At 35.6% G+C, this 24,573-nt stretch carries 29 protein-coding genes; 28 read left to right on the top strand and 1 reads right to left on the bottom strand.

What is annotated here, in order from left to right:
* The 24 genes from BP17_RS06735 to BP17_RS06625 all read left to right on the top strand — a co-directional run bounded on the left by BP17_RS06735 (window position 1) and on the right by BP17_RS06625 (window position 18,282).
* Window positions 1-1,086, top strand: a complete 1,086-nt coding sequence (locus BP17_RS06735; protein WP_035052823.1) for a phage minor capsid protein — start codon at window positions 1-3, stop codon at window positions 1,084-1,086.
* Between the two features lie 152 nt (window positions 1,087-1,238).
* Window positions 1,239-1,430 carry a hypothetical protein gene (locus tag BP17_RS06730; RefSeq protein ID WP_035052820.1) on the top strand — a complete coding sequence of 64 codons (192 nt, stop codon included), beginning with the start codon at window positions 1,239-1,241 and terminating at the stop codon, window positions 1,428-1,430.
* Window positions 1,431-1,517: 87 nt separating this feature from the next.
* Entirely contained in the window at window positions 1,518-2,135 is a 618-nt protein-coding gene (locus tag BP17_RS13090) for a hypothetical protein (protein ID WP_051910479.1), read from the top strand.
* A gap of 17 nt (window positions 2,136-2,152) precedes the next feature.
* Window positions 2,153-3,022, top strand: a complete 870-nt coding sequence (locus tag BP17_RS06720) for a N4-gp56 family major capsid protein (RefSeq protein WP_232219606.1) — start codon at window positions 2,153-2,155, stop codon at window positions 3,020-3,022.
* A gap of 11 nt (window positions 3,023-3,033) precedes the next feature.
* Window positions 3,034-3,255 (top strand): hypothetical protein, encoded by a 222-nt coding sequence (locus BP17_RS06715; RefSeq protein ID WP_035052817.1) that lies wholly within the window; start codon window positions 3,034-3,036, stop codon window positions 3,253-3,255.
* Window positions 3,256-3,264: 9 nt separating this feature from the next.
* The gene (locus tag BP17_RS06710) at window positions 3,265-3,642 is read left to right on the top strand and encodes a head-tail connector protein (protein WP_035052815.1); all 378 of its coding nucleotides are present in this window, start codon (window positions 3,265-3,267) and stop codon (window positions 3,640-3,642) included.
* Window positions 3,635-3,961 carry a putative minor capsid protein gene (locus BP17_RS06705; RefSeq protein WP_035052813.1) on the top strand — a complete coding sequence of 109 codons (327 nt, stop codon included), beginning with the start codon at window positions 3,635-3,637 and terminating at the stop codon, window positions 3,959-3,961. The genes BP17_RS06710 and BP17_RS06705 overlap by 8 nt, the downstream gene beginning before the upstream one ends.
* Entirely contained in the window at window positions 3,961-4,302 is a 342-nt protein-coding gene (locus tag BP17_RS06700) for a minor capsid protein (protein ID WP_035052811.1), read from the top strand. The genes BP17_RS06705 and BP17_RS06700 overlap by 1 nt, the downstream gene beginning before the upstream one ends.
* Window positions 4,302-4,688 carry a minor capsid protein gene (locus tag BP17_RS06695; protein ID WP_035052809.1) on the top strand — a complete coding sequence of 129 codons (387 nt, stop codon included), beginning with the start codon at window positions 4,302-4,304 and terminating at the stop codon, window positions 4,686-4,688. The genes BP17_RS06700 and BP17_RS06695 overlap by 1 nt, the downstream gene beginning before the upstream one ends.
* A gap of 1 nt (window position 4,689) precedes the next feature.
* Complete coding sequence (locus BP17_RS06690) at window positions 4,690-5,136, top strand: phage tail tube protein (RefSeq protein WP_035052807.1); 447 nt, start codon at window positions 4,690-4,692, stop codon at window positions 5,134-5,136.
* A gap of 64 nt (window positions 5,137-5,200) precedes the next feature.
* Window positions 5,201-5,578, top strand: a complete 378-nt coding sequence (locus BP17_RS06685) for a hypothetical protein (protein ID WP_035052805.1) — start codon at window positions 5,201-5,203, stop codon at window positions 5,576-5,578.
* Between the two features lie 11 nt (window positions 5,579-5,589).
* Window positions 5,590-6,180 carry a Gp15 family bacteriophage protein gene (locus tag BP17_RS06680; protein WP_051910478.1) on the top strand — a complete coding sequence of 197 codons (591 nt, stop codon included), beginning with the start codon at window positions 5,590-5,592 and terminating at the stop codon, window positions 6,178-6,180.
* 2 nt (window positions 6,181-6,182) lie between these two features.
* Complete coding sequence (locus BP17_RS13085) at window positions 6,183-8,597, top strand: phage tail protein (RefSeq protein ID WP_051910477.1); 2,415 nt, start codon at window positions 6,183-6,185, stop codon at window positions 8,595-8,597.
* Window positions 8,597-9,289, top strand: a complete 693-nt coding sequence (locus tag BP17_RS13080; RefSeq protein WP_051910476.1) for a hypothetical protein — start codon at window positions 8,597-8,599, stop codon at window positions 9,287-9,289. Before BP17_RS13085 ends, BP17_RS13080 begins: the two co-directional genes overlap by 1 nt.
* Window positions 9,289-11,037: a phage tail protein gene (locus tag BP17_RS13075; protein WP_051910475.1), complete on the top strand. Its 1,749-nt coding sequence runs from the start codon at window positions 9,289-9,291 to the stop codon at window positions 11,035-11,037. Before BP17_RS13080 ends, BP17_RS13075 begins: the two co-directional genes overlap by 1 nt.
* Before the next feature lie 85 nt (window positions 11,038-11,122).
* Complete coding sequence (locus tag BP17_RS06660) at window positions 11,123-12,226, top strand: hypothetical protein (RefSeq protein WP_035052803.1); 1,104 nt, start codon at window positions 11,123-11,125, stop codon at window positions 12,224-12,226.
* Window positions 12,226-13,416 carry a glycosyl hydrolase family 28-related protein gene (locus BP17_RS06655; RefSeq protein ID WP_035052800.1) on the top strand — a complete coding sequence of 397 codons (1,191 nt, stop codon included), beginning with the start codon at window positions 12,226-12,228 and terminating at the stop codon, window positions 13,414-13,416. The genes BP17_RS06660 and BP17_RS06655 overlap by 1 nt, the downstream gene beginning before the upstream one ends.
* A gap of 123 nt (window positions 13,417-13,539) precedes the next feature.
* Entirely contained in the window at window positions 13,540-14,688 is a 1,149-nt protein-coding gene (locus tag BP17_RS06650; RefSeq protein WP_156956011.1) for an acyltransferase family protein, read from the top strand.
* 199 nt (window positions 14,689-14,887) lie between these two features.
* A complete protein-coding gene (locus BP17_RS06645) occupies window positions 14,888-15,949 on the top strand; it encodes a hypothetical protein (protein WP_035052796.1) in 1,062 nt (353 codons plus the stop codon).
* Window positions 15,950-15,978: 29 nt separating this feature from the next.
* Window positions 15,979-16,122: a hypothetical protein gene (locus BP17_RS13385; RefSeq protein WP_156956010.1), complete on the top strand. Its 144-nt coding sequence runs from the start codon at window positions 15,979-15,981 to the stop codon at window positions 16,120-16,122.
* A gap of 73 nt (window positions 16,123-16,195) precedes the next feature.
* Window positions 16,196-16,576, top strand: a complete 381-nt coding sequence (locus BP17_RS06640; protein ID WP_035052794.1) for a hypothetical protein — start codon at window positions 16,196-16,198, stop codon at window positions 16,574-16,576.
* A gap of 126 nt (window positions 16,577-16,702) precedes the next feature.
* Window positions 16,703-17,017: a hypothetical protein gene (locus BP17_RS06635; protein WP_035052792.1), complete on the top strand. Its 315-nt coding sequence runs from the start codon at window positions 16,703-16,705 to the stop codon at window positions 17,015-17,017.
* A gap of 9 nt (window positions 17,018-17,026) precedes the next feature.
* Window positions 17,027-17,293 carry a hypothetical protein gene (locus tag BP17_RS06630; protein WP_035052790.1) on the top strand — a complete coding sequence of 89 codons (267 nt, stop codon included), beginning with the start codon at window positions 17,027-17,029 and terminating at the stop codon, window positions 17,291-17,293.
* 2 nt (window positions 17,294-17,295) lie between these two features.
* On the top strand, window positions 17,296-18,282 hold the full coding sequence (locus BP17_RS06625; RefSeq protein ID WP_051910474.1) for a LysM peptidoglycan-binding domain-containing protein: 987 nt from the start codon (window positions 17,296-17,298) through the stop codon (window positions 18,280-18,282).
* 712 nt (window positions 18,283-18,994) lie between these two features.
* Here the strand turns inward: BP17_RS06625 and BP17_RS06620 are convergent.
* Entirely contained in the window at window positions 18,995-19,834 is an 840-nt protein-coding gene (locus BP17_RS06620; protein ID WP_035052788.1) for a metallophosphoesterase, read from the bottom strand.
* Between the two features lie 152 nt (window positions 19,835-19,986).
* Between BP17_RS06620 and BP17_RS06615 the strand changes: the two genes are divergently transcribed.
* The 4 genes from BP17_RS06615 to rpoD all read left to right on the top strand — a co-directional run bounded on the left by BP17_RS06615 (window position 19,987) and on the right by rpoD (window position 24,551).
* A complete protein-coding gene (locus BP17_RS06615) occupies window positions 19,987-20,505 on the top strand; it encodes a transcription repressor NadR (RefSeq protein ID WP_035052786.1) in 519 nt (172 codons plus the stop codon).
* 96 nt (window positions 20,506-20,601) lie between these two features.
* Window positions 20,602-21,168, top strand: a complete 567-nt coding sequence (locus BP17_RS06610) for a hypothetical protein (RefSeq protein WP_035052784.1) — start codon at window positions 20,602-20,604, stop codon at window positions 21,166-21,168.
* 352 nt (window positions 21,169-21,520) lie between these two features.
* A complete protein-coding gene (gene dnaG, locus BP17_RS06605) occupies window positions 21,521-23,377 on the top strand; it encodes a DNA primase (RefSeq protein ID WP_198022554.1) in 1,857 nt (618 codons plus the stop codon).
* Window positions 23,378-23,426: 49 nt separating this feature from the next.
* Window positions 23,427-24,551 (top strand): RNA polymerase sigma factor RpoD, encoded by a 1,125-nt coding sequence (gene rpoD / locus BP17_RS06600; protein ID WP_035052780.1) that lies wholly within the window; start codon window positions 23,427-23,429, stop codon window positions 24,549-24,551.
* The last annotated feature ends 22 nt before the right edge of the window (window positions 24,552-24,573 follow it).

Raw genomic sequence — 24,573 nt, 5'->3', positions numbered from 1 at the left:
ATGGCCGTTCAAAGCAATATTTTTATTGAACAACTTTATCAGCAAGTCGAATTAGAAATGCTTCAAAACATCGGTAAAGTAATTGGAAATGGCGAAGGCGTAAACAAAGACGGTGTCACTCAATGGCGAGTGGCCAAACTCTCACAGTTAGGTGTATTGAGAAACGACCAAATAAAGGTGTTAGCTAAGTATAGTGGCATGAGCGTATCGGAGATAACAAAATACATTAATGAGTTAGGTGCTGCAGAAATTGAGGCATTTGAGGGACGCAATGAAGCATTGGTTAAAGCAGGTGTTGGTTATGTACCACCTAGCAATAATGTCTATGATCGTTTGTTAGCATTAGAAAAGCAATCTAAAGACGTTATGAACATGGTTAATACAAACATGCTGACGTTTAGCAACCAAGCATGCATTGACATCCTAACAAAGGCTAGTACAGATGTTTTAACCGGTAACTCAACACTTAACCAATCACTGATTAAAGTTGCGGGAGAATGGGCAGAAAGTGGCATTCCGGCAATCATTGATAAAGCAGGTAAAAAGTGGAGTAGTGAGGCTTATATTAGTATGGTATTGCGATCAACTCAAAAGAATGTAGCTGTATCTATGCAAGAAGGCCGCATGGATGATTACGACATTGATTTGATTGAAATATCAAGCCATGCAGGTAGTAGACCGAGTCATGTTGGTTATCAAGGGAATATCTACTCAAGAAGTGGCAAATCAAAGAAATATCCGGCCCTTTCATCTACAAGTTATGGTGAGATTGACGGAATCGTTACAGGAATAAATTGTTCACACCAAGAATATGCCTATGTTGAAGGAGTATCGACTAAGCGTAACGAGCCATTCGATAAAAAAGAATCAGAAGAGAAATACATCCAATCTCAGCGACAAAGACATCTTGAGAGAAATATCCGTAAAGCAAAGAAAGAAAGAGCTATGTTGGACTCGATGGAAGTCAAAAAAGAAGAGTTACTCATAGCAGATGAAAAGATTGAGAAGAGAAAACGTGAAATGGCTAAGTTTATCAAAGAATCTGGTCGGACAAGACGTAAACAAAGAGAGAATATCGTTTCTTAATCTTTGACCCTAACAAGCGACTAATAGGTGAAAGGAGAAATGCGTATGCTTCATTTACACCAAGCGAGTTATCCAAGTTGTAAGAAAGGAAGTGATCCATTTCTCTAAGCTAGTTAGTGACTAGCTATTGTAAATTATGAGAGGGTGAAACGATGGATAAAAAAGATATGCAAGATCTAATAGACTTAGCGGTCAATAAATTAATGGCAGTGCCAATCGAAAGCATTGAAACCGTAGAACTTAATCAAACAAAATATGATGATGGTTCTGTTGGTTGGTCAGTTAATTTAACTTTTCCAGCTAAAGGATCAGATGACGCAACTTCCTATGGAGAAACTGTCTAACCTTAATAATTACCAAGCCCAACCGTGCTCAAGGCTCTAAACTGGCAAGAGAACGTCAAACAAGACGATAAAAAGGAGATTATAAAAATGATTAAACTATTTAAAATGCCTATGAGATTACAATTCTTTGCTGAGGACTTAGGTGGAGGCGGTGCTGGTACGGATAATCCAGAAACACCAGCTGACCCAAAAACATTCACACAAGAAGAAATGGATCAAGTAGTTGCAGATAGAGTTGGAAGAGAAGCTAAGAAAGCGACGAAGGCTCAAAGCGCTTTGCAAACACAACTAGACGAAGCGACAGCTAAGTTGAACAGTGCTGGTAAAACAGATGAAGAGCAAGGCAACGTTGAATTAGAAGCTCTAAAAGGTAACCTATCTACCGCACAAGGAGAACTAGCGAACACAAAAGCTGAACTTGAAGCTCTAAAACAAGGTGCAGATGTTGAACAAATCAATAAAGTTATCAAATTAGCTAAACTTTCTGATGAAGACGACATAGAAGATGCAATTAAATCAGTATTAGAAGAATATCCAATGTTTAAAAAAGGGAAAGAAAAGGATAACAATCCTAATTTTTCTAAAAATGGAAATCCTTCTAAAAATAGTGGAGAAATCACGAAAGAAAGTTTTGTCAAAATGGGGTATAAAGAACGATTGGAATTACGAAAAGCCAATCCGAAATTATACGACCAACTAAAATAACAGGAGATGAATTATAAATGGAAAAGAACGCAAAACAATTATTAGCGCCAATGAAAATGAATATTCAAATGTTTGCAACAACTGTATTGTCTGACATGGTAGACCCAGAAGTTTTAGGCGACATGATTGCTGCTGAACTGCCTAATGCAATTAAATTTAGTGGTATCGCTCCAATTGATACAACTTTGCAAGGACAACCTGGTAGCACGATTACAATACCTAAATATGCTTATATTGGTGACGCAGTAGAAGTAGCAGAAGGAGCAGCAATTGATTACACAAAATTAACAACTTCTAATTCTAGCTATAAGATTAAAAAGGTTGGTAAAGGGGTAGAAATTACCGATGAAGCTGTTTTAAGTGGATATGGCGATCCGATTGGTGAAGCTAAGAGCCAAGTGACTACTGCTATTGCTAGTGGGATTGATAACGATACTTTGGTGCAAGTTAAAAAAGCTACATTAGCAACAACTAATGATGCTTTTGACGCTACTTTGATTGATTCAATTGAAGATGTATTCAATACGGAAGACCAAGAAACTGGTGTATTGTTCATGAATCCTAAGGACGTTACTAAATTGCGTAAAGGGATTGCTGAGGGTTGGACTCGTGCTACTGACTTAGGAGACCAATTATTAGTAACTGGTGTTTTCGGTGATGCATTAGGATGGCAAGTTGTTCGTACTCGTAAAGTCACTCAAGGAGAAGTTTATGCGGTTAAAGTCGGTGCTTTGAAAACTTACTTGAAACGTGGGGTTAATCCAGAAACTGGACGTGACATGGACCATAAATTGACTAAATTCAACGCTGACCAACATTACGTTGTCGCTCTTGTAAATGACAGCAAAGTATTGAAAGTAGTTGTTACAGAAATTCCAGCAACATAGGAGGATAAATAATGGCTAAACATGAAACTAAAATCAAATGGCGCGACTTGTTAGATAAAACAAAAGCTTTTCCTTTGGGGCGTATTTATGAAGCAGGTGACGAGTTCCCAGCAACTAAGCGCAAAGTATCTGATGAACGCATCGAAGTTCTTAAACAAAAAGAATTTATCGTAGAAGTTGAAGAAGAATCTAAAATTGAAATTGCAGAAGAAGTGGAACAACCAAAAGAATAGAGGTGTCTTATGTACGTAGACGCAAATTATTATGAAGAAGAATATGGTGGTATCGCAATTAGCGGTACCGCTTTTTTGTTTCAACTAATCAAACGTGCTGAACGCGATATTAATGTCCGTACGAACTATCGCATAACTGATTTCAGTAAGTTAACCACGTTTCAACAAGAACGCGTTAAAGAGGCTGTATGTGCTCAAATAGAGTTCTTAGCTGAGAATGGTGAGTTGTCATCTACCGTTTCAAATGGTGGTGGTTCTGTCAGCATTGGATCGTATTCAGAAAGTGGTGGATCCGCAGATAGTAAAAAGGTTTTGTTTGCTGATAACGTAGATGGTTTTCTCTGGCCTACAGGCTTATTGTATGGAGGGATTGGTGTCGTTGGCTAATCCAATTAAGCGAAGATTATTGATTCATTCAATTGTCTATCAAGAAACTCAAGAAGATGATGGATGGGGCAATTTATTTAAAACGCCGCAGACTATCAACCAAGTTAGAGTTGAACCAAAAACAAAACTCGTTCGTTCTGGTACAGGTGAAAGCGTAGAGAGCACGACAACGATTTTTTGGGACGTTGTATTTAGCACACCAGTAACGTTCGTTAAAGGTTCTAAAATAACGTTTAACACTAACGAGATGGAATTAAGGCAGGTTGATGAGTTTTACGATGGCGAGAAACTTCATCATTTGGAATTGAGGCTGATTTAATGGGTGTGAGTGTTAAGTCAAACTTTACAGGTGCTTTTAAGAAGATTGAACGTAAGACAAAACGAACTCAATTTATATTAGATCAGCAAATAGTGAAAGATTCAAACTATTATGCGCCTTTTGCTGACGGTTTATTAATTGGAAGTGCATTAATTGCATCTGATTTTGGTAAAGGTAAATTAGTTTGGGACACACCTTATAGTCGCAGAATGTATTGGAACCCTCAGTATAATTTTAGCACGGATAAAAACCCAAATGCAGGTGGTAAGTGGTTTGAGAGAGCTAAAGCAGAGCATTTGAGTGAATGGTTACAGATAGCACAATCGGAGGTGAGCAAGTAGTGTTTGAATTTTATCTAGCGTTAAAAACTCATTTAGAATCGAATATGAGCTTGTTCACAACGATTGCGTTAAATGGGCTAACAACTAATACAAGAAGCATATCGATTGGTTCTATGCCGTCTGGTTTGGGAACTAAATACTATGACGATGAAAGACAACGATTGATTCAGATACAAGTATTAGTAAAGTCACCGGATTCTCAAGAAGCAATGGACACAGCAGAAGCAATAGATAGTTTTTTAGATGGTAGTACATTCAATGTTACTGGATATGAAGTTGAAAGTTGCGAAAGCTACGTTCCACCCGCTTATTTAGAAAAGACAGCTACAAGCGAATGGATATACAACGCTGCTTATAAAGCAGAAATTATGAAGGAGAGTGAATAGGATGGCAAGAACAAAAAATGCGTTACGAAAACATGAAATTGCACCAAGAACAGATGAAACTATTCCAACTGATGGCTATTTAGAATTAGGCAAGTATATCAGTTCAATTACAGATGATACTGAAGAAGAAAAAGACGAGGAAGTCTACTACGATGGTGACGGCACACCAAGTAATGAGGTTATTTCATTAGCGGAAGCTTGGACAGTCGAAGGAACATACGATCCAGAAGATGCAGGACAAAAGCTAGTTGCAGATATGAAACGAAAACTAGGAACGAACCGTAATGTCTGGCACAGAATCACTTATCCTAGTGGGATAATTGTTGAAGGACCTGCTACAGTGAATGACATTATTGCAGGTGGTGGAGACGCTGCAGACTACGATGCGTTTAGTTGCGTTTTAAATTATTCTCGTATTCCAACCGTTACACCAGCTACTACAACTTGATAAACGCAAGGTTATCCGAAGAGGGTAGCCTTTTTTTATTTGAAAAATTAGGAGGAATTTAATCATGGCAATCAAAATTCAATTAGGTAGTTCATTAGTAGACGTTGATTTAGGTGGAAGAATCTTTGAAGCGGATATTTCAGATAGAAATGTTGAAAAATTTACAAACGCAGTAGCTTCAATGGAAGGATCTTTAGATAAATTTGAAAATGCAAAAACAGAACAAGAAGTTTTTGACATTTTAACAGAAGAATTTAGAACAGTTTTAGGTGTTGTATTCGCAGAAAACCCTTGTGATTATATCTTAGAAAAAGTTGGACGTGCTGCTGCTTTAATGGACGTTGTTATTGATATCAGAGAAGGTATTACAAACGAATTAGGGAGATCCACTCAACAAAAAATCGCTAAATATACTGCTAAACCTAAAAAGAAAAAAAGATAGTAGGTGGCTAAATGCTGTCACTTGGCTATCAAACAGAAAATGAAATTGACATAAACGGAAAAACTTATTTGGTAGATATGTCGTATGACAACATTATCCGACTATTTGACTTATTAGAAGATCCTACGATTAGCGATTTGGATAAAATTTTTATTGGCATGAAGATGTTGTTGGATTGCAATGTACTGAAAGAAGATGAAACATGCGACGGAGAAATGCTCGCGGCAGCTTTATTAGCAATAGAAACAGAATTCATTATTGATAAAGGTAATGGAGAGCCTCTCGTGGATTTGCAAGGGAATCCAATGCCACAACCAAAAAGCAAAGAGCTGTATTCATTGAAACACGATGCAGATTACATATATGCGTCGTTTATCCAAGCTTATGGGATTGATTTGATTGAAGTACAAGGCGAGCTAGATTGGCGTAAATTCAATGCCTTGCTTCAAGGATTGCCTACAGATACGAAATTCAAAGAAGTTATCGACATTAGACAACGGCCTTTTGCAACTGGTAAAGGTAGCCAAAAAGAAAATAAAAATTTGCGAGAGTTAAAGAATATATATGCATTGCCTGGCCACAACGTGGAAGAAGGTGAATAAATATGGAAGATGGTAAAGTTCTAATAGAGGTAGATTTAAACGATGATGGCGTTAATAAAGCGTTAGGCAGAGTTGAGAACAAAGCTATAGATAGTAGCAAGAAGATAGGTAATTCAGTATCTAAGCTTTCAGATGAATCTCTAAACATGGCTAAAAGCGCCGCTATTGGTATTTTAGCGATTGCCGGAGCGTTTGCGGGTTTCAGTATCAAGTCAGCCGGTGATATGCAAGCAACTAATGCACAATTTGCAGAAGTATTTAGTGGAATGGAATCCGATGCAACAAAAAGCGTTAATAATATAGCAAAAGAAACTGGAATGTTACCTAGTCGATTAAAGGGAACGTTCACACAAATGGCGGCCTTTGCTAAGACGACTGGTTTAGAAACAGCAGACGCGCTTAAATTGACTGAAAGAGCTACAATGGCCGCTGCAGATAGTTCAGCTTTCTATGATAAATCGATTGAAGAAACAACGGAAACGTTGCAATCTTACTTAAAAGGAAATTATGAAAATGATGCCGCACTAGGTATTTCATCAACTGAGACAACTAGAAATGCAGCCGCTAACGATCTTTATGGTAAGTCATTCATTGATCTATCTGAGGATCAAAAACAATTAACACTTTTAAAAATGGTTGAAGATGGAAACAAACTAGCCGGAGCATTCGGACAAGCAGCTCGTGAAACAGATGGATTAGAAAACGTTATGGGTAACTTGAGACAAGGTGTTGTTGACGTTACTGCTGCTTTTGGCGCTCCTATACTAGCTGGATTCATTTCAGCGGCTAAAGGTGCAGTAGGTGTTTTAAGTGGGTTTGCAAAAGCTTTAACAGACAATCCTGCATTAGTTTACGCGATTTCAGGAGCGTTGCTAACATTAGCAGCTGCTTTTGGAACTGTCTATTTAGTAGCCAACAAAATGAAAATACTTGCTTCAATACAGTCTGGTTTTGCTTTGTTAACGAACCCAGTCTTTTTAGTGGTTTTAGCAATCGGAGCATTAGTTACAGCGTTCGTTTATTTATGGCAAACTAACGAAACATTTAGAACTAAAGTTATCGAAATTTGGACTGCTATATCAGCGTTTTTAATGCCTATTATTCAAACGATTGTTGCTTTCTTGTACAACACGTGGAATACAGTATTAGTTTGGTGGACTACTAACCAAGATTCGATAAAGAATACTCTTATAAATGTTTGGAACGCGATATCTGCTTTCCTTGCCCCAATTATTCAAGTTTTGGTTACATTTATAATGACAACTTTCGGTATTTTATCTACATGGTGGAATGCAAATCAACAAGGTATTTTGAATACCGTATCAGTGATATGGACAGCTATACAAACAATATTTAGCAGTGTTATCACTCTTATTGTTGCTGTAGTAAGTGTAGGGCTTAACCAGATTAAAACTTTCTGGAATACTTGGGGTGCTGCTATTACTGCAGTCGTTCAAGCAAATTGGGTATTTATATCCAATGTTTTTGGTACTACACTTAGAAATATTTTAACTGTTGTTAAGTCAGTTATCACACAAATAAAAAATGTGTTTGTACTTGCTATGAATGTAATTAAAGGAATTGTACAAGTCGTTCTCTCTGTAATTAAAGGAGATTGGGGCGGCGCTTTAGATGGCATTAGAAATATAGTTTCTGCATTTGGGTCTTTTATCAGAGATACATTTAGTAATTTTATGAATACTGCTAAAGAACTTGTTAGTAATGGAATAGATGGTGTTAAGGGTTATTTTGATGGCCTTAAAAACATAGACCTTACAGCTGCCGGTAAAGCAATCATAGATGGATTTTTAAGTGGTTTGAAATCAGCTTACGAGAACGTGAAGAATTTTGTAGGCGGTATTGCAGACTGGATAGCAGAAAATAAGGGGCCTATCTCTTATGATAAAAAACTATTAGTCGGAGCCGGTGAAGCTATCATGTTTGGTTTAAACAGAGGGCTAGAAGATAACTTTTCAGATGTTAAACAAACAGTCATGAGCCTAACTGGCATGATTAGTAAGACGTTCGAAAAAGGAATCAGCACAAATCCTTTAGAGTATAGTGGAATCGCTGTAGGAGACGTTGATTTTAGTGATAGTAGTGCTAATAAGGCTATTGAATCTATACAAGCAGCAAGAGAATTCGCAAGTAAAGTGGTTAATTCAATTCCAACTGCAGAAATGTCAATGGGGATCAATAATAAAATGAGCACACAATACGTTGTAGGTTCAACAAGTAGTGCTGATAAATCGGCTACAAGTAATGATGACTATGGAACAATGATCACGTTATTGCAACAATTAGTTAGTAAAGATGGAAATGTCTACTTTAATGACAGTTTTATAGGAACTATTGGACCTAAAGTAGATACATTTTTAGGAACAGAAACGACAAACAGTGGAAGGTGGGGAGGATAATGGGGTTTAATACAAAACAAAACAGTCCGGAAAAGTTTGGGTTGCGGTTAATCAACCGTTATCTACCATCACCGGAAGATGTGGAATTACCGGAAGATATACCTGGCATGCATGGATCAGTTGATTTTTCTATGATGTTTGGTGAACGGATTGCTAAAAACAGGCCGTTAACATATGAATATAAATTATATGAACCAGATGCTATTAAACGTAATTTCGTCAAACGACAAATTGAAAACTGGCTATTAAGAGGTACTCATGAACCATTATGGGATGATTCTGAGCCGTTGTATCATTACATGGCTAAAGCTACTAGTGTAGAAACAAGTGCAGATGAGGCGAAAGGCGTGATGAGTTACACCATCACATTTGACGCATACCCTTATAAGATTAAAGATACGCCAGAAGATGATCCTTACTGGGATACGAAAGATATTACAGATTATGTTCAAGACACAGCGTTTACAATAAGCGGGAGCAAGGCGATTAATCTAGTTAACGTTGGAATTATCGGAAGCGTACCAACGATTATAGCAAGCTCAGCAATGACCATTCAAAAAGGAAACAAACTATTTCAAATTACATCTGGCACAACTAACTCAGATCGTTTCAGGCTTGAAGTTGGAGAAAACCCAATGACAATTACTGGAAACGGTACAATCTCATTTAGTTGGTATAAGGAGGTCAAATAGTGTATTGGTTAACCTTGTACAACGGACCGAATGACAAAGAAGGAACGGTTATTCATAATCCTTTTCCTAAAGGGAGTAAAACGTCAGCAGCAAAAGGAAAATTAGCGATTAAAGGAATAGCGAATATGTCATTCACTATCAACCACTTGAATCCCATGTGGGGGCAAATTAAGCCTTATCACACACTAATTAAGGTAGAGGATAGTCAGACAAACGAATTGGTTTTCAATGGCCGTGTGCTTAATTTAAAGCAGTCCATGTCAAGTGGATGGATGTTTTCAGAGACTTATGAGTGTGAGGATGTCTTAGCTTATTTATACGATAGCATACAGTTGTATATGAAAGTACAGAACGCTTCCGTATCCGCGTTTTTGCAATTAATGTTAGACCAACATAATTCGCAAGTAGAAGCACATAAACGATTTAAGTTAGGAAATGTAACAGTTACGGATCCAAACGATTCGCTATATAGATTTTTAGGTTACGAGAAAACATATGACGCAATCAAAGAAAAACTACTCGATTCATTGGGTGGTTTTTTAGTTGTACGTTACGAAGCAGATGGTATGTATCTGGATTATTTATCAAGCGTTGGTATGAAATCAGAAACAGCTATTCGATTAAGAAAAAATCTTAAAAGTATGGACAAATCAATTGCGCCACAAAATATCATTACTAAACTGGTTCCTTTGGGAGCTGAGTTAGAGGGTAAAAACGGAGTTGTTGATAGTTTTGATAACTTAGGTGATGGAACAAGAGTAGCAAGAGTTGAGATTGAAGATCAAAACGATTTACTAAATATACCAGTGAGTTTATTGCCAAATGGGACAGACGTCGGAAGTTATTTAATAATATATGGAACCGCACCTAATTATGTTATTTCAGCTAGTAACGGTTCAGAAACAGAAGACTCCGCACAACCTAGAATGACAATTGCTTCTGTTAATAATGGTTTGAATTATCTTTTAAATAATGCTTTAGTAGCTGAATTTGGCGTTATACAAGGAAAGGTAGAATACGACGATGTCACAACACCTGCAGCGTTAATGTCTAAAGGTATAACCGACTTAAATAGCCAAACAATCAGCATGACCTACAGCGTTGTATCCGTTGACTACTCATTGATTGACGGTAGTTATGATCAATTGAAAATTGGAAACTGGCACGATTTAGAAAATCCAATATTGACGATTGACGAGCCAATCCAGATTACAGAAATAGGGATTGATTTCATTGATCCTAGAAATCCGGATTTAACACTTGGAGAAAAGCAAACAAAATTGTCTCAGTATCAAAAAGAATCAAATAAGCGAGTGGCAAATATTATTCAACTACAAAAAACGGTAGAAAGCCAAACAAAATCAATTGTTAAACTAACGTCTGCAAATAACGAGGTTGTTAAAAAGTATGACAAAATGCAACTATCTTATGATAGTTTGAGTGCTACTTTGGAAATAGACAATCAAACTGGTACAAGTTTAGCTTTAATAAACCTAAAAAAAGCAATAGATGATTTAGGTGAAGAAATTCCAACGTTCAGTTTAGCCACATCTACAAGCGACGGATTAATGTCTAGCGCCGATAAAATCAAACTAGATGATTTAGAAGAATACACCGAGGCTACTCAATCCAAGAGTGGTCTTTTTAGCGCATCTGACAAGACTAAACTAGATTTGGTCACTGTTAGTAGTCCGGTTGATTTGAACGACATAGTAACGAGATTGATAGCATTAGAACCACAAGAATAAGGAGTGAATTGAGTTGATTCAATTTAAAAAAGAAGGAAAAGTTGCCGCACAGTTTGCACATTAAATTAGAAAGGACTGATGGCTTTTGGCAGAAACAACAGAGCAATATCGTGCAAGAATTAATCAAATAAAAACAAGCGTTGAACAAGAACCTGAAATTAGAAAAATGCGTGATGATATCGCTGAAGGGCTGGGTAAAACAGGAAACAGACAAGCGGATATCGAAATTAGACAAGATACCTTAGAAGATGATTTTGTAGCGGTGCAGCAAGATGCTTCATCCGCTTCTCCATCTGGTGCAGAGGTGGTACTTGCTCGCGGAGGTTATGAAACGTTAGGTAAAAGATTGACCGAAGAAGAAACACAAATTTCCGCTCAGCTTGAAAAAAAGACGGAGTTAAAGATATTCAGTCATATACCTTCTTCGTCCGAACTATCAATTAATGAATTAGGATTAGTTCTAATTCCTCGCTTTCCGATAGCAGAAAGTTTTAATGAAGTAGATGGTATTGGTTGGAATAGTTTTAAATTTTCAACTGGAAAATACGAAGTAATCACAGACTTAATAAATGATAACGAAAGTAAAATAATCATCAAAAATAACAAAGGTATCATCAGGCTTGCAAAAGGAGTTAATCAAGGTTTAACGGTAATTGATAATATTTTGAATCAACATCTTGATTTTAAAAACTTAGTTAAATATCGAATTAAAGTAACTCTTGGAAATGACTATAAAAACTTGGGACAGACCGGTAACACAGGTTTTACTATAAGTCCGGATGTTGGTGCTACCGTTTACTATCCGGATATAGGTAGAGTTAGTGATGCATATAGCGTTTATATAAATCCTACTAGTAGTGACGGTGGTTATTTAAGAGCTAAAGTTAGAAAGATAGCGGGAAGGAATCAAATTTACGATAGTGATATATCAAAAAATGGTGGTTTCACGACAATATCAACTGACCGACTTGTAATTCCAATGGGAGAAGTACGAGAGTTTATTTTAGAAATATCTACAAGTTCAATTAAATTGATGATAAATAATGTTTTATATTTAGACGTAAACGAAGATTTAAGTTGGCTAACTAATAACCCTTGCCGTTTGTCGTTATGGGGATCTAATTTTGATTTAAATTCTACTTCTGTAGAACATTCATTTGATAACCTTCTAATTGAGGAAGTGAAATAATGGCTACTATCAATGTAATGGACTATGGGGCTGTTGGCGATGGGATAACTGATGATACAACGGCAATTAGACGAGCTTTGTCTGCAGGGAATTATAATACAATTGAATTTCCTGCAGGTACTTTTTTAATCAAAGGAACTCTGTCCGTGAATTCAGGAACAACATTCAAAGGTGCAGGAATAGGATTAACGAAACTAAAATTGGGTGATGGATATTCTCTTGATGAAATTTACTTTAGAGACACAAACATTAGCCCAATAATTGTTACCAAAACATTATCTCAGGAGATATTATTTCAAGACTTTACATTAACTGGAAATACTAAAAAATTATTGCGCACTGGTTGGGGGATGGGTGGTATTATTGCTCAAAACACAGCACACGTTAGATTTGAAAGGGTTCGTACAGAATGGATAAATATCACTGATGATTTGGTTGGATATGCGTATGGTTTTGGAATTACGTCAATAGATGCCGATGATATCGTTTACTCATTTTGCGAAGGTGAATATGCGGGCTACCAAAACTTTGGCTTTTTTGACCGCACTACTAATAGTAAGATGTTAGATTCTTTCAGCGGTATGGGTCATAGGACGTCATCTCAGATTCATAGAAGTTGTGATAATATTGAAGTACTAAGAAACAGGATTATACAAACAGCAAACCCCGGATCATTAGAACCACATGGTGCATTTACAATACATGGTAGGTCAGGCGGAGAAGAAGCTAGTAACATTTTACTAGAGGACAATGTAATCGAAATGACTGGTGGATATAAGTCAGCTTTGCAAGCTTTCCAAGCATCGTTAAATCTCACCGCAAGAAGAAATACAATCAAGTCTAATGGTGAAGGTATTCGATTAGGTAGTGGTAAAGGGGCGTTATTTGAAAATAACACTCTCATATCTCAAAAAGAAGCAGGGTTAGAGCTAGAATACGGAAATATTGGTATTAATGTTATTGAGGGGTCTGATGCGGTTCTCAAAAGCAATAGTTATCAAGGTTTTGACACAAATAATTTTGCTGATTCAACGTCAATTATATCTGCAAAAGAAGACACTCAAGGTTTGTCAAATGACTTATATTTTTGCAAAATCTATCAAAATATAAACGGACAAATATCAGAGGTAAAGTCAGTTGTAAATGTTGATGGTGAAAAGAGGATTGTTCGTCCCATCATTAAATATTAGTTCGTTTCAAATTCTATTATCTCGGACATTTTTATCATTTAATGTGTTATCATAATATTTGTTATTGAGGGTACTTCACTTGTAAAGTACTCTCAATGCAAAAAATAAGATAGGGTGATAAAATTGAAGAGATACATAGAGCTAGATTCTATGCGAGGACTAGTAGCGGTTTCCGTAATAATTTGGCATACAATGCTAATACTGATAGAGCCAATTTCAACGCTAATAAGAATTGCACCAATTAATATATTTTATGCAGGTAATGAAGGAGTTATTTTTTTCTTTATCTTAAGTGGATTTGTTATGTCTCTTCCATTTTTTAAAAAAGATATAGAGTATTCAGAATTTCTTATTAAACGCTTTTTTAGAATATATATCCCATATTTATTGATGATATTATTCACTTTTTTGTTATATTTTCTGTTTAAAGATATACAAATTAATGGTCTTACTGGATGGTATTATAGAAAATGGGATACGCCGCTAGATGTTAAGACATTTCTAGAATATATAGGAAGTATAGGTATCTATCCCACTTCATATAATCCGGTTATTTGGTCATTGATTCATGAGATGAGAATTTCAATTATTTTCCCAATAATAATGATAATGATAAAAAAATATAATTGGAAGAAATCCCTTTCTATTGGTTTTATGCTTTATTTAGTAGGTCAGTTAAATGAGTGGTTTCATATACAAGAGTCACATGGTGCTCATTTAAGTCTATTCGATACATCTCATTATATGTATTTTTTTATTATTGGGGCATTGATGGCTAAACATAAGGATGAGCTAATAAACGCCGTTAAAAAATATTCAGTTACAAAAAAAGTAGTATTGACTGTTATAGCTTTTCTTTTCTATTTATATTCAAGATTTTACGCATGGATAGTAAGGGTATTATTTGGAACCGACTCTATATTGATGGATTTCAGTTATAGTATTATTGATTTAGGCGTATGTATAGGAGCCTCTATGCTGATAATATTAGTATTATCTAGTAAAAAAATACAAAATAGACTTTCTAATCCGATATTAGTTCTTACAGGAAACTTATCATATAGTCTATACATGCTTCATATACCTATATTGTTAGTTGTATTTAGATTATTATATGGAAAAATATCGTTAATTATAGTTATTTTTGTAGCATATGCTTTAATTTTTTCTCTTTCTTACTTAACTTATAAATATATTGAGATACCATCTATGAAGATTGGGAAAAACCTTGCAACAAAAAGAGCTAAATCTTTACAAAGCAAAACTGTTTAGTTGAACCAAACTGCGCGGTAGATGAAAAGATAAGGGAGAAGTCAAAAGATAAAGTTGTTATTGTTTTAAATAATAGTTAAAATAAAGAAAGCACTCACATATAGGGCGGGAACCCTGTGAGTGCTTGGTATATTAGCTTGTTGTTAAACCTATTATATCATGTGAATAATTAATTTAATAGATAATAGGGAGCGGTTTTTTGGAAACAACTAAAGAGTTATTTAATGAGTATTTAGATGGTAATAGCTTTAATGGTGAGTTAGATGAATTCGAGAAATATATGATGGGTGTAGTTAAAGATTCTTATGAGGTTATGCTTCAAGAATCGCCTGAATCTTATCCTGAAGTATATTTAGGTATAGTCAATGATTATACTTTTAATGCAATAGCTTTCAAATATAAAAATAATTATTTTATCGGTTTGAATATTGGTTTGATTCGTATAGTGAAGAATTTTTATAATTATTTGTTCTCACGGAATGATGTATTTAAAGAAATAGATACGAGCGAAGAACAAAATCCTGATATAGATATTAATTTATCAGAATTAGATAATTATATAGATACAATAGGTGACCTTTTCAATAATTATGATTTCGAAAGCGTGTATCCAAAGTCAAAAGAAAGAAAAAACAATGCTAAGCATTTCGCAGCTAATGCTGTAAGCTATCTTTTTTTTCATGAATATGGACATATTGTACATGGTCATTTAGATTATTCCATCAAAACTAACAAAAACTTTGTTTTTTTCGAATCAAACTCAAAGAATGAAGGAAACTTAATTAGTCAATGTTTAGAAATGGATGCCGATAGTTTCGCTGCTACAAAAACTATTAGCCTTATAAAAGATCCGGAGTTTTGGTCTGGTTCAGCGTTAACTACAGGATTTTCATCTGTTTTTATGTTTCAGTTATTATCTACAAAAATCGATAATTTAAATGAACTTTCTAATTATTCTCACCCTATACCTGCTATTAGACAAATGATTTACCTAAATATGGTCTATGCGTTCTTTTATCAATTTAGCGAAAAATCTGCAGAAGAAATAGCTTTTAAAGTAGTTGATGTTGTTTTGAAAGAGCATAAAATAGTCTTTATGGATGTACTGGGATTAGAAAAAGAATCCTTGGCTATTGTTAACTCGGTAAATGAAAAAGTAAATCAACATTTCAAAATAATAATGAATACTTGGAATGAAATCAGAGATGATTTATCGAAATATGCATATGGTCCAATAGCAGAGAAAAAAATTTGGAAATAAACTTCATTTAATTATTTGGAGGGGTAATGGTGTATATAATAATTTTGCAAGGTAGCTATAATGAAAAAACAATAAAATATGATAATTACGAAGATGCTTTAGAAAGTTTTAATAAACATCAAGCGGCAGGAAGGAATTGTTATCTAACAAAAGTATTAATGTCATCTTTTTAATAGAATATGCCAATAAATAAAGGAAATACTTTTAATAATGTGTGTTATAATTTTAAGAAAGGAGGTTTTTTATTTGGACAATGAGACAAAAGTATCTTTAGGAAAAATATTAGGAAATATATATCTAATTCAAAAAAATCAAGGGGTTTGTGAACAAAGTGACTCACATATTTTTGGTTTGCTTAATGGAGTAGAACAATCTCTTAATACTGAATTGGAAAATGGGGATTATATATCCAATGAAAAAATAACTGTGGTAGAGGATGCCTTGCTTCCGTATGTAACTGGTGAAAAAGAATATGAAAATCATTTGAATACCACAATAAGATTAGATTTAGAACACACAAAAGGCATTAATCAAGTCGAGTTTATTAATATTTGTAAGTTTTTGTCAGGCAGAGATGGATTTCAAGAGATTGTTAAAAAACTAGGGATTTCTGAAATCAGGCTTTAATAAATAAATTTCATTTTGAAATAATCAAAGCTATCGGTTAACTGAAAATAAATAAAAACGAAGATCTGCTCAATCGAGTAGGTCTTTTTATATTGATTTAATTTATTTAAAGAAAGGTGGAACGGTATGGAGTGGAGTGGACTAGAAACACAAATGACGTCAATAATTACAAGTTTTACCATTATAGGAGGAGCGTTAATCTGGATATACAAAAAGTTAGTATCTGAACCAGATAAAAGAATGGCGGAAAAAATACAAAGAGATAATACAGAATCACTCAAACGATCAGTTGAGCCTTTGACACGATCAATCGAACTGCTTAACCACAACTTAGCTGATAGCGCGAAAGATAGGGAACAACTAAACTTAAAGGTTGGACTACATGACGAAGAGTTGAATGATCACGATAAACGAATAAGCATTTTAGAAATAGGAAAGTAGGAGATTTTAATGGAGAGCATTTTAACAACATTAATTTTGTCAGCAATTGGAGGAAGCGTAGTAGTTTCTGGAATAACAGAAGTAGTAAAGCAAAATAGTAAACTGTCTGGTATTTGGGTTATTGTATTTGCTCTTGTGGTAGGCGTGGTATTATTTGGAGCTATCGCACTGGTATTTAACCTGCCACTTGCTGAATCTTTGCTAACAGGGTTTTTAACAGGTTGGGCGAGTGTAGGAGCTTTTAATTCTTATAGTCAAACTAAAGGAGGAATTTAATCATGAGTATACAAACAGAGAATTTTATTAACAAAGTAAAAGGAGGGGCTACTCAATTGTGGTCCATCTATAAAGTATTACCATCTGTGGCCATTGCACAAGCTGCATTAGAATCAGCATGGGGTACAAGTGGCCTAACAACTAAATACAATAACTTGTTTGGTATCAAAGGTTCATATGGTGGCAATGCTGCTAATATGGCAACGTGGGAAGTTTACGGTGGTATCACATATAATATCACTGCTAACTTTAGAGCTTATCCAAGTTGGGAAACATCTATTAAAGATTACGGTGCGTTCTTAAATGTTAATAGTCGTTATAAAAAGGCTTTAGGATTAACAAGTTATAAAGCACAAATTAAAGCTATTCATGAAGCTGGGTATGCTACTGATCCACAATATCAAGCAAAAATTATTTCAATCATTGAAGCTAACAATTTAGTTAAATTTGATAAACAAGTATTGGGCAGTAAAGTATCAACTCCAGTTAAACAAGTTGTATCAAATCAATCTAGCAACAAGATTACAGGTGCTAGCTACGTTGTTAAGTCCGGTGACACATTGTCAGCAATCTCTAATAGAAGTGGCGTGAGTGTAGATAATTTAGCTAACTGGAGTGGCATTAAAAACAAAAACGAAATCAGCGTTGGTCAAAAAATAACGTTAAAAGCTCCAGTTGCAAAAGTATCTAGTAAAACATATACTGTCAAAAGTGGAGACAATTTAAGCACTATTGCTGCTAAAAATGGAACAACTACTAAGGCGTTGCAAAGTTTGAACGACATTAAAGACGCTAACAAAATAAATATTGGACAAGTCGTTAAATTATCTGGAACTGCAGCTGTCAGTGGTGGAACGTACACTGTTAAGTCTGGTGATACATTAAGCGGAATTGCTCAAAAAGTAGGTTCAACAACCAAGAAGTTGCAGGATAAAAATGGTATTAAAAATGCAAATAAAATTAATGTAGGACAAAAGATTAAATACTAAAATAGTTAAAAAAGCCACTTCTTAATTGAGGTGGCTTTTTTTGTGCGTAAAAATACCCTCACTGGATGAAAGGGGTGAGGGTCGGGTATCTATACTATATGCAAACTATTTTAAATACTTTAATTATGTTAGAATAAGTTTATCATACTACTCGCTAAAGTTTAGACTTGCCTATTTAATAGATAGCTTATTTTTTACGTTTAGGGCAGGAAAAGGGCATAATCGTACTTATTCGTATACATACATATTTATTTTAGAACACTTTTTATCAAGCGCGTTACCTTGTATTATCTCTTGTTTATTCTAGCTCTTATAAAAGATTGTATGAGGCACAATTCAGTTCGTAAAACGAGTGCAAATGAACCAACTAATGGTTCTAGGTCAAACGGTTTCGATGTGATTCAAAATAAAATTCTTCTGGAATGTACGGGTTTGCTTGTGCATAGCCATCGAACCGTCTGAAAGTGTCATTCTAAAACGTGTTCTAAAAAGCAGACCCAACGGCCACTTTGTCATGACTGTAGTTGCTTCAGCTACGTACAGGCATGATACACTTAGGCGTAGCCTACAGTACTTTCGCTCGATGGTCACTGGCCATCGAGCGGCTATTCGTTCGATTGATTCGGGTCTGAACGCTTTTAGTTCATTTATTTAGCTACACCAAAAATTATACAGCTCAACTAATAAGGTTTTATTTCTTATTAGTTGTTTTTTAGTTTGTCTGTTCAAGGGTGATGACTAATAAATGGGGTTCATTGTTGATTCGAAAAGGAAAAATACTGTTTCCGATGCCACGGCTGACGACTAGTTTTTTTGAGGGGTCTACTTCGCTGCTATAAATTCCGGTGGAGTATTTAGGAAATAGACCTTGTCCAGGAGCGTATAAAGGACCAATAAGCGGGATTCTTATCTGGCCACCATGCGCATGACCACTAAATGTGATATCCGGTTGGATCAGCGGGTTGGAAGTTAAGTACTGCTCGAAGTATTCAGGGTGATGAGCAAGTAGGAGAACAGGTATATCAGTGTTTATAGGAGCAATCACAGACACTTCAGCAGGATAGCTTTCATCGCTAACACCTACTAAAGCAAGTTGCGTACCATTAACCGTTAAGGTGATTTGCTTATTATTCAGTAAAATGACACCACTACTGACAATTTCATTTTCCCACTCCGTTAATTGCCCACTGCTTGTTTCATGATTACCAGAGACGGCATAGGTTGGTGCGATGGCCACCAGTGAACGACCAAATTCTTCTAACTGTATTTTACTTAAATCGGCCGTACGGTCAATCAAATCTCCAGTTAAAAAAATAAGGTCGGGTTGTGCTTGTTTGATTTCTGAAAGTAACATGTCAATTGAAATACGATTTCGTTCAAAATGAGTATCCGATAGATGAATAATTTTCAATTGATCTAACTCTTGCGGCAGGTTATCTAATTTGATCGTTTGATGATCAACGTCTAATGAACGATTTTGTTGGTAACCATATAAGCAAAATATGATAGTCAAACCAATAAGTAGAAGAAGAATAGGTTTTAATTTTTTCATTTGACCTCCTTGTCGAAACCATTTTTTAAAGTATAGCATACTTTGAACGAGGTCTTACGTCTAACAATTTCAGTTTAAAAGCTTTAATCAAAACCAATTAAGGTATAATGAAAATAAAAAGAGTATAAAAATGGAAGAGGACTGATTTTTTTATGGATGCAACTAAAAGAAGAGACAATATTGTTTCGATTTTATCACAAGAAAATAGACCCGTAAGTGCAAGGAATCTAGCTGCACGATTAACTGTCAGTCGACAAATTATTGTAGGCGACGTGGCTTTATTGAGAGCGAGCGGCATTGACGTTATAGCTACTCCAAAAGGGTATGTATTGGAATCGGCTTCGATGACGAATAAGTATGTCGGTCAATTAGCTAGTTCTCATAGTGCCGCAGAAACAAAAACAGAATTGTACGCAGTCGTTGATAACGGAGGAGAAGTGGTCGATGTCATTGTTGAACACCCGATATACGGAGAATTAAAAGGGCGTTTAATGATTTCTTCAAGATATGATGCAGATCAATTTATGGTGGCAATAGAAAATAAACAAGCAAACTTATTATCTGAACTAACAGGTGGTGTTCATTTGCATACGATTGCCTGTGCAGATAAAAAAACGTTTGATCGAATTAAAAAAGAACTGGATACCTTAGGCTTTTTGTACAAAAATTAAGAGGTGTCTTGACATCTTCGGAAAAACACCTATAATTAAATTTGCTAGCGTGTCTTGACACGTGTAAATGCGTATTTGATGATAGGAGTTGTTGATATGAAAACGAATAAAGTTCATAAAATAACCATAGCAGCCTTGCTAGTAGCTGTAGGTATTTTGATTCCCATGATTTCACCGGTTAAATTAGTCTTAGAGCCGGCCTCTTTCACATTGGCCAGCCATGTTGCTATTATTATCGCTATGTTCATCTCACCAGTGGTTGCAATAACGGTAGCTTTGGGCACGGCTGTTGGTTTTTTACTAGGAGGCTTTCCAATCATCATTACACTAAGAGCTTTGACCCACGTCGTTTTTGCAGGGATTGGCTCTTATATTTTAGTTAAAAGACCTGCGATTCTTCAATCCACTATTAAAACAGCACTTTTTTCTCTTTTTATCGGTGTGCTGCATGCGATTTGTGAAGTAGCCGTCGTTTCGGTTTTTTATTTTGGCGGGGAAATGACAACCGCTTATTATACGCAAGGATTTTTACAATCGATTTTCTTGCTAGTCGGAGTAGGGACGATCATTCATAGCATGATTGATTTCTTTCTTGCCGATGTTGTCTGGAAATCCTTAATGAGCCGTGCCTCATTTGCTGCGACCGTAGCGAAAATCAAATAAATAAAGTAATTTCAAAAACCAACTGAACTTTTAAAGTTTGCTTGGTTTTTTTTGCGAATCTCTAAATAAATTTACAGACGAAGCTGAACAAGATAATTCAATCATTTCTTTACAAGAATACGTCTTACAGGTGCGGTTTTTGTTATAAATACAATGTTTATTTACTCATTTTAAAAATTTGTTTTTTTTCGCTAAATATGCTATTATAAATCATGTATAGTTCTGTCTGATAATAGATTTAAAGAATAAAGTCGCACTTGTTTATGAGTGCGGCTTTTAGAGACTTGATAGTCTTTCTGACAGGACCTAACGTTCTTTATTTTTTTACTAAGAGGTGAACAGCTTGGCGATAATGATTCCAGAAGAAACTGTCAATAAAATCCGGCAAGAAACTAATATAGTGGATGTTGTCAGTCAGTATGTTCAATTAAAAAAGAAAGGTAAAAATCTTTTTGGCTTTTGTCCTTTTCATGAAGAACGAACGGCTTCATTTTCGGTAACAGAAGAAAAACAAATTTTTCACTGTTTTAGTTGTGGACGCGGTGGTAATGTTTTCACTTTTTTAATGGAGGTCGATGGATTAACTTTTCCAGAAGCCGTTATTAAAACAGCTGAGTTGAGTCAATTTCAACTGGATGAATCCTTGGTACAAGACCAAGATCATAAAAATCAAACGACTGACTCAACAAAAGAAAAACTGATTCGTGTCCATGAAGAAAGTGCTGAATTATTTCATCATATTCTTTTGAATACCAAGATTGGGGAAGATGCTTTAGAGTATTTAACTCAAAGGGGTTTGACTCGAGACGTAATTGATACATTCAATATTGGATTTGCTCCGCGAGAACGAACCATGCTGCAGCAATACCTAATGGGGAAAAATATTGAGCAAGACGTATTAAAAAAAACGGGTTTATTTGTTGAAAAAGATAATGGCGATTTGCTTGATCGATTTTACAATCGCATCATATTTCCTATTCGAAACCAGCAAGGAAAGACCGTGGCTTTTTCGGGACGTATCTTTCAGCAAGATGCTGATGATGGCGCTCCTAAATATTTAAATAGTCCAGAAACTCAGTTATTCAACAAACGAATGGTTCTGTTTAATTTTGATCTTGCACGTCCATCTATCAGACGAGAAAAAGAAGTGATATTGTTTGAAGGTTTTATGGACGTTATTGCAGCTTGGAAAGTCGGAGTGACCAATGGGATTGCTTCAATGGGGACCAGTCTTACAAATGAACAGATCCATCTGATCGATCGCGTAACGGATCATGTACTGATCGCGTATGATGGAGATCCAGCAGGAATCGAAGCTACCAAAAGAGCCAGTGATCTTTTAGCGGCAGAAACTAATTTTGATATCGATATTATTCGTTTTGCTGAAGGAATGGATCCAGACGAGCACATTAAAAAAAATGGAGCTGCTGCTTTCAATGAACTGATTGCTCATGGAAGAGAGACGCTCTTTGGCTTTAAAATGGCTTATTACCGTAAAGCACTCAATCTATCAAATGAGAGTGAACGGTTAGGATATATTGAGAAAATATTATCTGAATTGCTCTCGGTCACTTCCGCTGTTGAACGTGAACTGTACTTTAAACAACTAGCGAATGAATTCGAACTCTCGATTGATTCTTTGAAAGAACAGTTTCAACAAAAATTTCACGATTCTCGTAACCAGCGAACAAAAGAAAAACAACAACAACAACAGCATCAAAAGCAAGCTGTTGAGATAAATTATCCTCAAGTACACATGCAAAAAAGAAAACCAGACAATATTGAATACGCAGAGCGTTTATTATTAAATCGCTTATTTCATTTTGAAGAAGCTTGGATAATCATTAAAAATGATGCAGCAGATTTTCATTTTGTACACGATGAGTATCAAATGCTGTTCATTTTATATGAAAGTTTCCGAGAACATACAGATAATGAAGGCCCAATCGATGCATTTATTGATTTTGTTAAAGAATCAGAATTGAAAAGCTTGATTGTTGAAATTGAACTTTTGTCAATAAGCAATGAAATCTCTACAAGAGAAGTCGAAGATTATCTGGACGTGATTTCAAGGAAATCTGTTCTTCAGATGCAGTTGAAAGAAAAGCAAGAAGCATTGACAGAAGCTTCTAGGCGAGGCGATAAAGAACAACTGCGTGTATTAATGATTGAAGTAGTCAATCTATCTCGTTTATTAAAGAATAAATAAGTGAAACCTAGTAATAAGTGCTAGTAAGATTGAAAGAGGAGGCTTTTTGATGGCTGATAAAAAAACACTAACAACAAAAAAAGCGTACGATAATGAAGTCAAGAGTTTTATTAAAGAGTATAAAGCAATAGGAACGGTTCATTACGATGAGCTAACAAATAGAATCGCAACACCATTTACTTTAAATGCTGAAAAAATGGATGCTTTGATCCAAACAGTTGAAGATGCAGGTGTTGGAGTAGTTGGAGACGATGGTGGTCCAACAGCGCGTCAACTAAAAATCAAAGAAATGAAAGCCGAAAAAGATGCAGAAAAACCAGAAGACTTAACTGCTCCTCCCGGTGTAAAAATCAATGATCCCGTTAGAATGTATCTAAAAGAAATCGGACGTGTGAATTTATTAACGGCAGCTGAAGAAGTTGAATTAGCTATAAAAATCGAAGAAGGCGATCAAGAAGCACGTCAACGTCTTGCAGAAGCCAACTTACGATTAGTGGTGAGTATTGCCAAACGCTATGTTGGACGTGGAATGCAGTTTTTAGATTTGATCCAAGAAGGAAATATGGGATTGATGAAGGCTGTTGAAAAATTTGATTATAAAAAAGGGTTTAAATTTTCAACGTACGCTACTTGGTGGATTCGTCAAGCCATTACACGTGCGATTGCCGATCAAGCTCGTACGATTCGTATCCCAGTGCACATGGTTGAAACAATCAATAAATTGATTCGTATCCAACGTCAGTTATTGCAAGATCTAGGACGCGAACCAACACCGGAAGAAATTGGAGCAGAAATGGATCTACCAACTGAAAAAGTTCGTGAGATTTTAAAAATTGCTCAAGAACCGGTTTCCCTCGAAACGCCGATTGGTGAAGAAGATGATTCTCATTTAGGAGACTTTATTGAAGATCATGACGCAACGAGTCCAGCAGAAAATGCGGCTTATGAATTACTGAAAGAACAATTAGAGGATGTACTAGACACATTGACAGACCGTGAAGAAAATGTATTGCGTTTACGTTTTGGTCTTGATGATGGGCGTAACCGTACGCTTGAAGATGTTGGCAAAGTATTTGGTGTTACACGCGAACGTATCCGTCAAATTGAAGCGAAAGCACTTCGCAAATTGCGTCACCCAAGTCGTTCAAAACAATTAAAAGACTTTTTAGAATAAAAAAATAAAAAGGTCGTCCAAA

This window comes from Carnobacterium pleistocenium FTR1, assembly GCF_000744285.1.
Classification (GTDB): Bacteria; Bacillota; Bacilli; order Lactobacillales; family Carnobacteriaceae; genus Carnobacterium_B; species Carnobacterium_B pleistocenium.
The sequence above is the reverse complement of the archived record's forward strand: the minus strand, read 5'-3'. Positions and strand labels throughout refer to the sequence as shown.